This window comes from Paenibacillus sp. 1_12 (genome assembly GCF_900114475.1).
Classification (GTDB): Bacteria; Bacillota; Bacilli; order Paenibacillales; family NBRC-103111; genus Paenibacillus_S.
On sequence record NZ_FOTE01000002.1, the window covers coordinates 15446 to 30605 of the forward strand.

A 15160-nucleotide genomic window follows, 5' to 3' on the forward strand; every position below is an offset into this window, starting at 1 on the left:
ACAGCCTGTTTGCATAAGCTCGATGCTTATTGATCTACTTACTTGTATGCTTCTTCATGCTTAACTGTACTCAAGATCGCTGTATGAGCTTGCTCATAAGCGGTGATATCTGCTTCATGCTTAAGCGTCAAACCGATATCATCCAAACCTTGCAGCAAGAATTGACGGCGATGCTCATCAATTTCGATATCAATGTCAAGACCTTGATCGTCAGTCAGCTTTTTGCTTTCCAAATCTACAGTCAGCTTATAGCCTTCTTGTTTAGCTGTACGTTGAAACAGTTCTTCGACCTGCTCTTCACTCAGTTTGATCGGCAGGATTCCGTTTTTAAAACAATTGTTAAAGAAGATGTCGGCATACGAAGGCGCAATAACGACCTTGAAGCCAAAATCCTGAATCGCCCATGGCGCATGCTCACGGGAAGAACCGCATCCGAAGTTAGCGCGGGAAATCAGGACGGAAGCGCCCTGGTAGCGCGGCTGGTTCAATGAAAATTCAGGAATAACATCACCCTTCGGGGTAAAACGCCATTCAAAAAACAAAAACTGTCCAAAACCTGTACGTTCAATTCGTTTCAAAAATTGTTTAGGGATAATTGCATCTGTATCTACATTCACACGGTCAACTGGCCCAACAAGGCCTGTATGCTTGATAAATGGTTCCATGGATTTCGTCTCCTCACATCACGTTATTGAATTAAGCTTGCTGCTTTACTTTAAATTTCCAATCGCGAACGTCTACAAAATGACCTTCGATCGCAGCTGCTGCTGCCATTGCAGGAGATACCAGATGCGTACGTCCATCGCGCCCTTGACGTCCTTCAAAGTTACGGTTGGAGGTCGATGCGCAGCGTTGGCCCGGTTGAAGCACGTCCGGATTCATCGCTAGGCACATGCTGCAGCCAGCATCACGCCATTCAAAACCCGCTTCTGTAAAGATTTGATCCAGACCTTCTCTTTCCGCTTGCAGCTTCACACGACCGGAGCCGGGAACAACGATAGCTGTCAAAGTAGGCGAAACCTTATAGCCTTGAGCAATCGCAGCCGCTGCACGAAGATCCTCGATGCGGCCGTTTGTACAGGAGCCAATAAAGACATAATCAACAGCAAGCTCAGTCATCGGAGTACCCGGTGTCAAGCCCATATATTCAATAGCTTTCTCAGCAGCTTTACGCTCATTTTCAGTTGTAAAGCTTTGTGGATCCGGTACAAGCGCGGTTACATCTGTTCCCATACCAGGACTTGTTCCCCAGGTCACTTGCGGAATCAAGCTTTCTGCATCAAAATCAACAACCCAATCATATTGCGCGCCTTCATCCGTAGTCAGTTGTTTCCATCTGTCTACAGCAACGTCAAAATCAGCACCTTGTGGTACATATTGACGGCCGCGCAGGTATTCAAAAGTAATCTCATCCGGAGCAATCAGACCTGCTCTTGCGCCGCCTTCAATGGACATATTACATACAGTCATTCTTTCTTCCATCGACAGGTTACGAATCGCTTCACCGGTATATTCAATAACATAGCCAGTTGCAAAATCCGTGCCGTACTTCGCAATAACGCCAAGAATCAAATCCTTCGCAGTTACGCCTGGCTTCAGGTTGCCGTTAATGCGAACTTCTAGCGTTTTGGCTTTGGACTGCTGCAAGCATTGAGTAGCCATAACGTGCTCTACTTCACTTGTACCGATACCAAATGCCAGTGCGCCAAATGCACCGTGAGTGGACGTATGACTGTCACCGCACACAATCGTTTTGCCTGGATGCGTAAGACCAATCTCAGGTCCCATTACGTGAACGACACCTTGGTCAATATTATCAAGATCAAACAAGGTAACGCCAAAATCCTTACAGTTTTGCGACAACGTATCGATTTGCTGCTTGGAGATTGGATCTGTAATATTAAAACGGTCTTTCGTCGGCACGTTATGATCCATCGTAGCGTAAGTCAGATCAGGACGGCGAACCTTCCGGTTAGTCAGGCGAAGCCCTTCAAATGCTTGCGGGGACGTAACTTCATGAACCAGATGCAGGTCAATATAAATAATACTTGGTTTGCCTGCTTCCTGATGAATTACGTGATTGTCCCAAATTTTTTCGAACAACGTTTTTGCCATCAGTATCACCTCATTATCAGGAATAAATATCTCTTGGTACTTCATTAACCCATCCTATCATTTCTATATTCATTGTTCCAAGATATAATATCTATAATATTGATAGGTAAATCGAATAAGCTGGGCAACAACAGCTTGTACTCGCCAAGGCCGTCCTAGTTAAATTCGAATCACTCACAAATGATTTCTTACTCAGGCCTTGCAGGATCTTATCCAGATTCCCTTTTTAATAGTATCGATCCCCAATTTGAACCTTAATAAACCCTGATCCCCAAAGAATCATTAAGCAAGCAAACAAACACATCATCGCCAGAAATAGCTCAAACAAACTGAAAACGTCTGTAAACATATTTCATCAACTCCACATTTCCATAGTGTCTTATCCCATTCCATTTTCAATTATAATAGTAAATTATTGGATGATTTTTGTCTAGAGTTATATCATGAAGAATTGCCGAATAACACTAACATCCTCTAGATATAATAAGCACAATCCATTACAAGGAGGGGACAAGCACAATGGCCAAACAACAAGGGCATGCGGCTCAAAACACAACCACACGTACTTCTGACAAAAAAAGCAGCAAAGCAGAAAGAAATAAATAACAGAAATAATAAATAGCCCCCTACCAAGCTGTGGGGGCTTCAATCAACATGCCTTTCTTAAATATTCCCTGCTCCCCAACGCTCCTCAAGACGCATTCCTTTCCAGATACCGACCGAAATAGCCCAGGCAAGAACAAATAAAATAACCAGCATGTATCCGAGCGATCCAAAATCAAGGTCCTGAATCCAATTCCAAAAAGCACCGTTCATGCCCAACTTCTCAGAAAGTACCTGCAAGAGTTCAACCATGCCAATGAGGAGGGCAGCGACGACAGCAAGTGACGTTACGGAAAGGTTGTAGTAGAGCTTACGGTGAGGCGTAGAAAACGCCCAGCTATATGCCTTTGTCATGAAGATCCCATCTGCCGTATCCATCAAACTCATTCCAGCAGCGAACAAAATGGGAAAAGAAAGCACACCAACAAAGGGCATCGCTTCTTTGGCAGCTCCAGCCGAAATGGCAAGTAGCGAGATTTCGCTTGCAGTATCGAATCCGAGCCCAAATAAAAAACCTAACGGGTAAACGTGCCAGCTGCGGGTTATAAATTTATAAAGTGGTCTTAAGAGTCGCGAGAAAAATCCTCTGGATTCAAGAAGCTTTTCAAATTCATCCTGATTGTGCGCACCTTTGCGGAATTGAACAAATAGTTGAAATAATTGGATGAGCACTATAAGGTTGATGATTCCAATGATAAGCAAGAACAATCCAGAAACAGAAGCGCCTATAAGACCGCCAATTTCTTGCATTTCAGGCAGCTCTCTTTGCACCCATTTTACGGAGAACGCAGTTACAATTGCCATCAATAGGACAACCGAAGAATGGCCTAATGAAAAATAAAATCCTACTCCGAAAGAGTTCCTTTTTTGCTGTACCAACTTGCGCACAGTATTATCAATCGCGGCAATGTGGTCCACATCAAATGCATGCCTCAATCCAAGTGTGTAAGCAAGCAGTCCCATTCCCCAGAGGGCAGGGTTGTGGCTTGCTGCGACATATAAAAATACGATGCCAATAATGTGAAGACAAAGAACAGCACCAGAATAACCTAACCAAGATTTGTTGTGATTAAATTTACCGTTGTTCAACATTAACCTACCTGGCTTTCCTGTTTATTTTTTTGATGAAAATACCGAGTGCATGCAGCTTTGTCGTTTGTTTGAATCTATGTGTGGCACAAACTTATAAAAATGTAACACGATAATTGAGTTTTGAACATATCTGATTTAAAAAAAATCGAGCCTTTTAAAGGACTCGATTGGGTGTATGTATGTAATTCAGCCGTTTTCCATATGAACCTCCACATGAAGTCGACCCAATTTTTTAGTTTTTACTGTGTGTTTATGCAATTCTTATTTCAAAGCTAGCAATTTCTCAACTTAGCTTAGTTATACGTTCATCCCATATTTAGATCCTCAGGCACCTGTGTTTTCAGCCTTCATAATGTCCATGAACGGGATTTTCACAAGTTCGCCGCCATACTGGGTTACGTGAACCTTTCTGGTGTTGGCATCCAACTCCACGATCCGTCCTTTAATCACCTCGGACTTCCCCCATACGGTCAAGAGCATTTCGCTTCTTTCATGCTTGGCTTCTCCCAGCTTATCTCCCAATTCTTCCAAATCGGATTCATCTCTTTCTGGTCGCTTTGCTACATTCATCATATTCATTACCTCCCACTTATAGGAACATTCGTTCTAAATGTATTTTATACGAACGTTATGCGAACGCGCAAGAGCTAAATTGAATTTTCTTTATCATAAAAAGAGCCGCAGCAGGTGCGACCCTTTGATCATGAACTATATCTTAATCTTTCTATCCACTCTACCGTCCAATACTGTATTCAAAAATACCAACTCCGTTACCGTCAGCGTCTTGTCTACAATCTTCTGCATCCACTCCCAGCTAAGCTGGTTCGCATTATAGGCAGATCCCAGCACCTGATACAGCATATCCCATTGCCATTGTTCCAGCTTCATCGGCATATTCATCTCATCCTCCTCAGCTATTTGATTGGTGTTCCACCAGCCCTCTTTACCGTATGATTCGTTCAAATCGACGATAATCCCGTTGAGGGTTGTATCATTTTGATATTGATAGATATTCATGGCATCCGACTTCTTCCCTCCACTCCAGGCATAGGTTTGCCAGAAGCGGGAGCATACACCTCGTTTATGCATCTCTTCAATGACCGCGTAGGATCCATAAACACCAGTGTAGTACCCGGGAGTCGTTTCACTCGCAGCCTGTATATAGTCCGCGACGCTGCTCATCTGTGCACTACTGGCATCGAAATCCACGGCAAAATAAATCGCACTCCCTGCCGGTTGACCCATATCAATGGCAAGCTGTAAAGCTGTTGCTCCATCTGCTAAACCGGCTTCCCGACCATCCAAAGGCCGATTGGCCGTTGTTTCATATACGGATACTATTTGCAGACCACCCTGTGTGATGATTTCTGCTTCTCCCCGGCTAAGTGCCTTCCAACTGCTGGGTACCAGATAGCGTGCAACAAACTCAAAATTTTTTGTTCGAAAAGCCGCAGCGGTGGCTGCCGTTAACGGTGTCGCACAATCAAAGCCTTGGGTCATTTTTTATCATCCCCTTCACCCTTATCTTCAAGCTGCTTCAGCACCTTGGTAATAAAGCGCGGCAGCGGCACGCCGATTATACCTAAATTTTCAATGATGGAAAGTCCTTCTCTGCCTACATAAAAATAAATAGCAAGTGTCCTAAATATAGGAGCTGCATTGCCCACCAGCTCATCCAGCATGACAGTAAGCGCAAGAACAATGAGAATCACACTCTTTCGGACTCCACCCCAGAACATGATCTCACTATTCAGATTACGCCGCTTAATTGCTCCCAGAACGCCCGTTATATAGTCGGCTACCATACAAAAAATCAGCAGCTGCAGCCCGATGTCCCAGCCTCCAAGGAATGAATTTACAATTAGGCCTGCAATCGCCACGATACTGCTGAAGGCTGTTTCTCTGGTCAAAAGTCGCTCCCCCCTTCCACCCGCTGGCAAGGCATGTACGCTCTATATAAGATATTCGGATTTGCTAGATTTGGATTGGACAGTTCGATAACATTGCGATTCTGAAGTGCTAGAAAGCATACTTTTTGAAAATTAGAGAAACCTAGCTATACAACCTACAGACGGAGGATACAACAATGACCCCTACGCAGCTCCAGGATCCGATTCAAGTTGAACACAAAGTAGAACTGACCTCAGCTGAAATTGCGAGCTTGTGGACCTCCTATTTCAGTGATACCTTGTCAATTTGCACGATAGGAAGTTATTTGAAACATGTTGAAAATCCTGAGACCAAAGCTATTCTTGAATTTGCTTATCAAAATTCGCAAAAGCATGTTCAGAAGCTGCAGTCTTTTTTTACAGAAGGCAAGATCACTGTGCCCGATGGCTTCAAAGAGGGCGTTGACACCTTTGAAGCGCCTCGCCTCTATACCGACGATTTTTACTTATTCTATATCGAAAATATTGGCAAGGTTGGGATGCGCCAATATACAATGGCTTTATCTAATTCCGCACGGTCGGATATCCGCCAATATTTCACCGACTGTCTTGATGAATCCGTTCAAATATTTAACCGATCCACGGATATTATGCTGGCAAATGGAACTTTTATTAGAGCACCTTATATTCCACAACCTACAGCCAAAGAATATGTCCAGAAAAACAGTTATTTCAATGCTTGGTTTGGGCCGCAAAGACCTTTGAATGTGATCGAAATATCAGGACTCTATTTTAATTTGACCCAGAATCAGCTTGGTCGCACTCTGCTCATGGGCTTCAGCCAAATCGCAGGCACCCAGCAAATTCGCGATTACATGCTGCGCGGAAGAAATATTGCAGATAAGCATGTCGAAATTTTCGGCTCGATGCTGAGTCAGGAATTCATTCCTTCTGCAAGCGTATGGAACACACTTCCGACAAGCTCAACTGTATCCCCTTTTTCGGATAAGATGATGATGTTTCATGTTACAGCTCTTAATGCTTCAGGAATCGCCCATTATGGCACGAGTCTTGGTATGAGCGCTAGAAAGGATTTGTCCAACCACTATATCCGACTGACAGCTGAGGTTCTTGCTTATGCAGAGGAAGGCGCAGAAATCATGATTGAGCATGGCTGGATGGAACAGCCCCCTCAAGCGCCTAACCGCAATAAGCTGGCAAATCATTAGACAGAAGCAACCCCAATTCACAAAAAAACAGCCTGCTATCCAATAAAGGATGGTAGGCTGTTTATGCTATTATCATGTATAATGTGGATAAGCTTAATAGGAAACAATTATAAATATGATAGCTTTGCTAAATAAAGGAGCCTTCTTATGGAACTCAGACAGCTGCAATATGCACTACAAATTTCAATTGACAAAAACTTCTCAAGAGCAGCTGAAAAGCTGCATATCGCACAACCATCGCTTAGTCAGCAGCTTTCCAAGCTGGAAAAGGAAATCGGCCTCCTGCTATTTCAGCGAACAACCAACTCCGTTGAGGTCACCTATGCTGGAGCCTTATTTGTAGAAAAAGCACAAACGATCCTCGATATGATAGAGCAGCTAAAGCGTGAAATGGAGGATATTTCTCAAATGCGCAAAGGTAGGCTCGTCGTCGGCAGTTTGCCTATAACCGGAGCCCATGTCCTGCCGCTGGTACTTCCCGTATTCCAAGCCAATTATCCTGAAATCGAAATTGTGCTGATGGAAGAAACTTCTGCCCATTTGGAGCAAATGACAGCCAATGGACAGATTGATATCTCATTGCTGTCGATCCCACTGCAGGATGAGTCTCTAACCTATGAGCCAATCATTGAGGAAGAGATTTTACTCGCTGTCCCCCAGCACCATCGATTGGCAGAATGGGCATCATCGCCACAAAAAACGTTAGATATCCTTGAGCTCCGCGACGAGCCGTTCATTGCCCTTAAGAAGGGACAAGGCTTCCGCCAGATCGCTTTGGAGCTTTGTGCCGAATACGGGTTCAAGCCCAACATTGTGTTTGAAAGCAGCAACATCGAGACCGTGCAATCGCTCGTTGCCGCAGGTATGGGAATCGCTTTTGTTCCACATATGGTGTCCAGAGGCGGTTGGAGCGAGCACGCCCCGACTTATCTTTCACTTTCGACCAAGCCTACACGTACACTCGTAATTGCTTATCGTAAAGGACGTTACTTATCCAAAGCGGTCAGCGCTTTTATGAAAACCTTCCATGACGTTATAAAAAATTAATATAAAGCAGGGCGTCGATCTTCAAAAACCGGAATTCGGCTTCGCACCTCATCTACAAGCGCGAGATCAATCTGGGCGCGGATAACTTGTTCCGTCTCATCCCCTTCGGCCAGTGCTTCTCCCCAAGGATCAATGACCATCGAATGCCCGAAAAATTCGGTGGTCCCGCTGATTCCTACACGATTGCAGGAAACTACGAACATTTGATTCTCAATCGCTCGTGCCATCAACAACGTCCGCCAATGGTGCAGTCTAGGATTCGGCCATTCAGCGGGTACAAACATAATTTGCGCCCCGCCCAGTGCCAGCTTCCTTGCCAGCTCAGGGAACCGAATATCATAGCAGATCATCATGCCGGAGGATACACCGTCCAGCTCAAACTGTCCGATATGGCTGCCTTGCTCTAAATATTTTTCTTCATCCATGAGTCGGAACAGATGAATTTTGGAATAATCCGCTATTCGGCTACCTTCACGATCATACGCATATATCGTATTGTATATTTGATCCCCCTGCTTCTCGGCAATGGACCCTCCGATTATATTCACTTCATGCTTGCGAGCAAACTCGGACAGAAGCGCATGTGTACGCTGCCCCTCGACATCAGCGAGCTCATGAATGCGTTCCAACGCGTAGCCTGTGTTCCACATCTCCGGAAATATAATCACATCCGGCTTAGTGTCACCCTCCACAGCTTCATTCAGCAACTTTTCCAGCTTCGCGTAATTAAGTTCAGGCTCCCCGATAACGATGTCCATTTGTAGTAAAGCAAGGTTCCATTTACGATTACTTGGTGTCATATCCTTCACCCTTTATATTGATTTTACGACGACTTAAGGCGTCATTATGCTGTTGATTTGAACAGTCGTAATTTTATCATAGACGATGCCGGACTGAACTTCAATCCTTTCGAGCGAACCATAAGGTCCATCGATCTTGTTCCACTAGTGGTTCATTGAGAGCCTCTAAGTCTTCTACAGCCAATTGCTGTTCGATATATGCGATCAAATGCTCCAGTTCAACGTCCGTCAATTCGTGTAAAATCGAGCGACCGCTCCGCAGCAGCAGATCCTCTCGAAATTCCGCAAAATGGGTATATTGTCTCCTTGTTTCCCACAGTGGAATCTCCTTTAGTTGATTAAAACCAGCTGTTCTTAAAGCTGCCAGCACTTGATTCGAGCTATAGCGTCGCCCGCTTTCCTCTGGAAGCAATCTTGGGAATTTGTCAAAAATATAGCCGCGCAGATGCTTTCTGCTTCCCGCTATCGCACAATCCTCAGGTGTCCGGTCCTGAACGATAAGTACACCTTCACTTTTCAATATACGGTTAGCCTCCTTCATACATCCCACAAGCTCGTCTGATGAAAGATGATGAATAAGCGCACGCTCCAGCACAAGCTCTACACTTGCGTTGTCCAAGCCTGTGTGCAGCGCTTTTCCCTGTTGATAACGTATATTGGTATGCCTGGCCGTATAAGCTGCAGCTCCCTCCAGCATTGCTTGCGAGAAATCGATACCAACGACCGCACCAACGCCCATTTCGATTAGAGCCTTGCTATAAATGCCCCCTCCACATCCAATATCCGCTGCCTGAATGCTTTGTAACCTCACCTCAGATTTCACCAATTTCATCCAGGCGTTATCTACCGTGCGCTCTGTATAGCTGGTTTTGTTCTTAGGGTCGTGAAAATCAATGGACATCAAGCAAGCCTCCCTTGTTCAGCTATTATTAAATATAAAGGTACAATTCACGATTTCAAAGGCTAACGCTTCACTCCTCCTACATCCACCTTCTCTTCCGGTATTCCTTTTTGAACATGCTCTCATGCTAGAAAATATTTCATTCAATTTCATTCTATGAAATTGAATCCTATTTAATGAAACTTTTGTTTTGATTATTTTACCATTCCTATAGCCAAAAGAACAATAGCCAAACTCATTCTCCATACTTGCTTCTATACACTGCTTGAGTTTCATGTTACATTTATGCTATATGGGCAATTCACCCTAATCCTATACAATTACTGGAGTGTGACTATAGATGAGTTCAACTTTTTCATCAAGTAATCCTACATTTTCCATCCAGCCTGCACAGCGCATGCAGCAGCTCCCTACACAGTTTTTTGCTACATTAGTAAGTAAAGCTAACGCTCAAATAGCTGCGGGCCATGATGTCATCAATTTGGGACAAGGGAATCCGGATCAGCCTACTCCTGCTCATATCGTCAAGGAATTGCAGGTTGCAGCTGAAAATCCGCTCTATCATCGGTACCCGCCCTTCAACGGGTTTCCATTTCTTAAGCAGGCGGTCGCCCAGCGTTATAAAGAGGACTATGATGTCGATCTGGACCCGGATACCGAGGTTGCCATTTTGTTTGGTGGTAAAACAGGCCTTGTCGAAATTAGTCAATGTCTGCTCAATCCAGGTGACGTGTGTCTTGTTCCCGATCCGGGCTATCCGGATTACTGGTCAGGGGTTGCGCTCTCCGGAGCAAGAATGGCTACTATGCCTTTGGTTGAGTCCAACGCCTTTTTACCGGATTACAGTGCTCTATCTGCAGAGGATATCAATAAAGCCAAGCTGATGTTCATTAATTATCCGAACAACCCCACTGGAGCATCAGCCCCGGCTTCCTTTTATGAGGAAACGATTCGCTTTGCCGAGAAGAATGACATTGTGGTAGCGAGTGATTTCGCTTATGGCGCACTCGGCTTTGACGGCCATAAACCTGTCAGCTTTTTGCAACTGCCAGGAGCCAAGGAAGTAGGTATTGAATTTTATACATTGTCCAAAACCTATAATATGGCTGGTTGGCGTGTAGGCTTTGCACTCGGTAATAAAGAGCTAGTCAGACTGATCAATCTGATTCAGGATCACTATTATTGCAGTCTGTTCGGTGGTATTCAGGCCGCTGCCGCTGCCGCTCTGACGGGTCCACAGGATTGTGTCGCATCCTTGCTAGCTACTTATCAAGGACGTCGTGATGCATTATACAGCTCCTTGGATCAAATTGGCTGGAAGGCACAGCGCTCCCAGGGCTCCTTCTTTACTTGGCTGCCTGTACCGAAGGGACACACCTCCACATCACTTGCCGATCTGCTGCTCGAGCAGGCCAAGATTGTGGTCGCGCCCGGAATCGGATTCGGTGAAAGCGGCGAGGGCTATGTTCGACTTGGGCTTTTGGCACCAGAACAACGATTACAGGAAGCTGTCGAACGAATAGCCAAGCTGCATTTGTTTGATTAAGCTTTATAAAGTAAATCGTTTCACAACGGGAACAAACCAACGGAGTGTTCTGTTGGTTTGTTTGCGCTAAGAGTATCGAATCTTACTATCCTTCGGATTTATGTGTGTCACATCTTACTGTAATTAGATCTTTAATTGTGCGTGCGCAAAACTGCGGTTTTGGGATACAGCCCGATTGCATCCGACGCGGATTTATCATTCATTTGAGCAGATATCGTACAGCTCTTATGATATATAAATAGACCTATGTGTCATAGCTTCAACCGAACGCTTGCTCCTTTACAACCGAATGGCCTCATGCTATGCTATAAAAAGTAAACGTAATGATGGGATCAGTAGAAAGCCCCCCGTGTACAGAGAGTAAATTCCACCGGCTGCAAGAATTTACCACGAAGACTTATCGAACCCGCCCCGGAACGGCCAGTGACGAACTGGACGGCAAGCCTTGCTGTTACCTAAGGCCTATTAAGTTGGATGTTCATCATCAATTAAGGTGGTACCGCGGAAGTTCATGCTTTCGTCCTTAGAGGACGGGGGCTTTTTGTGCATAAATTGGGAAATGAGTGATCGAATCATGCAGCAGCAAACTATTGTGGTGAAAATTGGAAGCAGCTCGCTTACCTCGGACGAAGGGGGACTTAATCGGAGTAAAATCGTATTTTTTGCCGCTGAACTGGCACGACTGCACAAGCAAGGCTTTCAGGTGCTGCTCGTGACTTCGGGTGCTGTTGCCGCAGGTTTTCGGGAAATAGGCTATGCGGCTCGTCCAAAGAACGTTCATGAAAAGCAAGCCTCTGCCGCAGTCGGGCAAGCCTTGCTGATGCAGGCATACCATGAAGCTTTTGCCACCCATCTTATCGGTGTCGGGCAAATATTACTGACACGTTCAGACTTTTCCAATCGTAAACGAATCCATAATGCTTCGATGACGATTGAAGAACTATTAAAACATAGAATACTTCCCATTATTAATGAAAATGATACTGTAGCGATTGATGAGCTCAACTTAAAGTTTGGAGATAATGATGCGCTGTCAGCACTCGTCGCAAATCTCGTCAAAGCCAAGCAGCTAATCATAATTACCGATACGGATGGACTGTACACCGAAGATCCGCGCAAAAATGCAAATGCGGAGCGAATTGAACGCGTTCACGAAATCAATGAGGACATATATCGTGTTGCTGGAGGCTCTGGCTCATCTGTCGGAACGGGCGGCATGCGGTCCAAGATCGAAGCGGCAAGAATCGCTATGCGGGGCGGCGTTCCCGTATTTGTCGGGCGTGTGCTTGAGGATGGCGATTTGGAACTTGCAGCCAACAACATAGGCAAAGGAACCTATTTTGATACGAGTCAGCACAATTTGCCAATGAAAAAACAATGGCTTGGCTTCCATTCCATGCCACTTGGTCAAATTATGATTGATGCGGGTGCAGAGGCTGCGCTTGTAGCAGGCGGCAGAAGTCTACTCCCCGCAGGGGTGACCGAGGTTGATGGTGATTTTCACCCTGGCGATGTAGTTGAAGTTATTAATAACCAACGCCAAATTGTTGGTCGAGGTGTTGTAAATTATACGACATCGCAGATTAAAGCAGTAGCTGGCCTCAGTACGGACGAAGTGCAAAAGCGAATTGAGGTCTCGCGGATTGAGGTCATCCATCGGGATGAATGGATCACCCTTTCCGTTTACAATTGACAGCGCAATTTACAAAACCTTTAGGAGGAACTCAAATGGAATCTTCAAAACAACAATCGGTCACAACTAGCGAGGTTATACATAAAGCTACTCTAGCCAAACAGGCCGCTCCTCGCTTAAGCCTGCTCACAACTGAACAAAAAAATAAAGCCCTGCTAATGATAGCGGACGCTCTTATCGCAGAGACGCCTTCCATTATGACTGCCAATGCTGACGATCTGCGGTTTGGGCGGGAAAACGGGACCAGCGATTCCCTGCTGGATCGTATTGCTCTGAATGAGCACCGCATTGCTGACATGGCTGAGGGCTTACGCCAGGTCGTAGCGCTGCCCGATCCTATTGGTGATATATTAGAGCAAACAACGCGTCCCAACGGCCTGAATATTACAAAAATCCGTGTACCTATCGGTGTCATCGGAATTATATATGAGGCCCGTCCGAATGTAACAGTCGATGCAGCAGCACTTTGCCTCAAAACCGGCAATGCGGTCGTGCTGCGTGGAGGATCAGCAGCGCTATCTTCCAATCGCCGTATCGTAGAAGTGCTGCACGAAGCACTCTCACGCTCGGATATCCCTGCCGATTCTCTGCAATTAATTGAGGATCCGGACCGCAGCTCAGTAGATCAAATGCTTAGACTGAATGGATTGCTTGATGTCCTCATCCCACGTGGTGGGCACTCGCTCATTCAGAATGTTGTCAAAAATGCGACCGTTCCAGTCATTGAAACGGGCTCTGGTATTTGTCATACTTATATAGATGAAACCGCCGATTTCGAAATGGCTCTGCAAATTGCGCTGAATGCTAAAGTACAGCGGCCTTCGGTATGCAACTCTATGGAAACCTTGCTCGTACATGAAAGCTTTGCTGAACAGCATTTGGTGTCCATTTCTGAGCAGTTTATTGCCAACAATGTCGAGCTGCGCGGCAACGAGCAAGCCCGATCCTTGGTTCCAGCAATCAAGCTTGCTGCTGATGTAGACTGGGATACGGAATATAGCGACTATATTTTGAATGTCCGAATCGTAAGCTCTCTGGATGAAGCACTTCAGCATATTAGTCTTCATGGCACCCAGCATTCCGAATGTATTGTCTCTGCCAATGAAAAGAACGCCGAACGTTTTCTGCAGGAAGTCGATGCGGCAGCCGTTTATCACAACGCATCAACGCGTTTTACAGACGGTTTCGAATTCGGCTTCGGCGCGGAAATTGGCATCAGTACACAAAAGCTTCATGCTCGCGGACCTATGGGTCTTCCTGAATTAACATCTACTAAATACCGCGTTCTCGGCAGCGGACAAATCCGCGGCTAATCAAGCGTGTAGGAACAAGCTTTATGAATCGCTTCAATTAAAGGAGAAATGACATTGATGTCTTTATCTACAGCTCGTATTACGTTTGTCGGAGCCGGCTCGATGGCAGAAGCTATCATACGTGGACTTACCGCTGATGAGAATAGCAATAAACAGCGGATTACTGCACTAAATCGCTCGGATACGGCTCGTCTGCAATTCCTGCAGCAAAGTTACGGCGTTAGTTTTGCTGTCGATGAGGAGCAGCGTGCTGAAGCTATTGCTGCTGCAGATGTTGTTGTAGTTGCATTCAAGCCCAAAGATGCTATCGTAGGGCTTCAGTCGATCAAATCGTTATTAAAGCCATCACAGCTATTGGTTTCAGTGATCGCAGGCTTGTCCATCACAACTATGGAAATGATCCTCAGTGCTTCAGGTCAGCCTATCGCACGCACCATGCCCAACACTTCAAGTGCAATCGGACTTGGGGCAACCGGTATCAGCTTTTCAAAAAGTGTCACGCCTGAGCAGCAGCAGTTAGCAGCACAAATGTTCGCCTCTACAGGTATTGTCACGATAGTTGAGGAAACAAAATTAGACATTGTAACAGGAGTTTCCGGAAGCGGACCTGCTTATATTTATTATATGATGGAAGCGATGATCGAAGGCGGTATTCGAGGTGGACTTACGCCTGAGGCAGCTCAGGAGCTTACGATCCAAACCGTGCTCGGAGCAGCACAAATGGTTCAACGAACTGGAGAAGCACCCGCTGATCTTCGCCGTAAGGTAACTTCTCCGAATGGCACCACCCAAGCTGCCATTGAAATGCTGGATCAGCATCAATTTGCACTCGGTGTAACCAAAGCTGTATTACGCTCTTCAGAACGCGCTGGTGAGCTGGGCAAAATGATCAGCGCACAGGCTAGTGAAATCAAATTCTAATTAAGCAGGTG

Annotated in this window: 14 protein-coding genes; 6 read left to right on the plus strand and 8 right to left on the minus strand. The window is 45.5% G+C overall.

Annotation, left to right across the window (positions count from 1 at the left end; genetic code table 11):
• Positions 1–38: 38 nt before the first annotated feature.
• The 6 genes from leuD to BM210_RS04085 form a co-directional block, all read right to left on the minus strand.
• Complete coding sequence (gene leuD / locus BM210_RS04060; RefSeq protein ID WP_091164778.1) at positions 39–665, minus strand: 3-isopropylmalate dehydratase small subunit; 627 nt, start codon at positions 663–665, stop codon at positions 39–41.
• Positions 666–696: 31 nt separating this feature from the next.
• Positions 697–2115: a 3-isopropylmalate dehydratase large subunit gene (gene leuC, locus BM210_RS04065; protein WP_091166107.1), complete on the minus strand. Its 1419-nt coding sequence runs from the start codon at positions 2113–2115 to the stop codon at positions 697–699.
• Positions 2116–2778: 663 nt separating this feature from the next.
• A complete protein-coding gene (locus BM210_RS04070) occupies positions 2779–3810 on the minus strand; it encodes a HoxN/HupN/NixA family nickel/cobalt transporter (RefSeq protein WP_091164779.1) in 1032 nt (343 codons plus the stop codon).
• A gap of 324 nt (positions 3811–4134) precedes the next feature.
• The gene (locus BM210_RS04075) at positions 4135–4383 is read right to left on the minus strand and encodes a YolD-like family protein (RefSeq protein WP_256223239.1); all 249 of its coding nucleotides are present in this window, start codon (positions 4381–4383) and stop codon (positions 4135–4137) included.
• A gap of 135 nt (positions 4384–4518) precedes the next feature.
• On the minus strand, positions 4519–5310 hold the full coding sequence (locus BM210_RS04080; protein WP_091164781.1) for a DUF1906 domain-containing protein: 792 nt from the start codon (positions 5308–5310) through the stop codon (positions 4519–4521).
• Positions 5307–5720 (minus strand): phage holin family protein, encoded by a 414-nt coding sequence (locus tag BM210_RS04085; RefSeq protein WP_091164784.1) that lies wholly within the window; start codon positions 5718–5720, stop codon positions 5307–5309. The genes BM210_RS04080 and BM210_RS04085 overlap by 4 nt, the downstream gene beginning before the upstream one ends.
• A gap of 176 nt (positions 5721–5896) precedes the next feature.
• Here BM210_RS04085 and BM210_RS04090 point away from each other — a divergent pair, with 176 nt between their 5' ends.
• Both BM210_RS04090 and BM210_RS04095 read left to right on the plus strand, forming a co-directional pair.
• Positions 5897–6928 carry a DUF3231 family protein gene (locus BM210_RS04090; RefSeq protein ID WP_091164786.1) on the plus strand — a complete coding sequence of 344 codons (1032 nt, stop codon included), beginning with the start codon at positions 5897–5899 and terminating at the stop codon, positions 6926–6928.
• 147 nt (positions 6929–7075) lie between these two features.
• On the plus strand, positions 7076–7975 hold the full coding sequence (locus BM210_RS04095; protein ID WP_091164788.1) for a LysR family transcriptional regulator: 900 nt from the start codon (positions 7076–7078) through the stop codon (positions 7973–7975).
• Here the strand turns inward: BM210_RS04095 and BM210_RS04100 are convergent.
• Both BM210_RS04100 and BM210_RS04105 read right to left on the minus strand, forming a co-directional pair.
• Positions 7972–8775, minus strand: coding sequence for a carbon-nitrogen family hydrolase (locus BM210_RS04100; RefSeq protein ID WP_256223240.1), 804 nt, complete (start codon positions 8773–8775; stop codon positions 7972–7974). The genes BM210_RS04095 and BM210_RS04100 overlap by 4 nt on opposite strands.
• A gap of 100 nt (positions 8776–8875) precedes the next feature.
• Complete coding sequence (locus BM210_RS04105; RefSeq protein WP_091164790.1) at positions 8876–9676, minus strand: class I SAM-dependent methyltransferase; 801 nt, start codon at positions 9674–9676, stop codon at positions 8876–8878.
• Between the two features lie 340 nt (positions 9677–10016).
• On the opposite strand from BM210_RS04105, the gene BM210_RS04110 reads away from it, so the two are divergent.
• The 4 genes from BM210_RS04110 (at position 10017) to proC (ending at position 15149) form a co-directional block, all read left to right on the plus strand.
• Positions 10017–11222 (plus strand): pyridoxal phosphate-dependent aminotransferase, encoded by a 1206-nt coding sequence (locus tag BM210_RS04110; protein ID WP_091164793.1) that lies wholly within the window; start codon positions 10017–10019, stop codon positions 11220–11222.
• A 574-nt stretch (positions 11223–11796) separates the two neighbouring features.
• Positions 11797–12915, plus strand: a complete 1119-nt coding sequence (gene proB / locus BM210_RS04115; protein ID WP_091166111.1) for a glutamate 5-kinase — start codon at positions 11797–11799, stop codon at positions 12913–12915.
• A 35-nt stretch (positions 12916–12950) separates the two neighbouring features.
• On the plus strand, positions 12951–14228 hold the full coding sequence (locus tag BM210_RS04120) for a glutamate-5-semialdehyde dehydrogenase (RefSeq protein ID WP_091164796.1): 1278 nt from the start codon (positions 12951–12953) through the stop codon (positions 14226–14228).
• A gap of 57 nt (positions 14229–14285) precedes the next feature.
• A complete protein-coding gene (proC, locus tag BM210_RS04125; RefSeq protein ID WP_091164803.1) occupies positions 14286–15149 on the plus strand; it encodes a pyrroline-5-carboxylate reductase in 864 nt (287 codons plus the stop codon).
• Positions 15150–15160 lie beyond the last annotated feature (11 nt).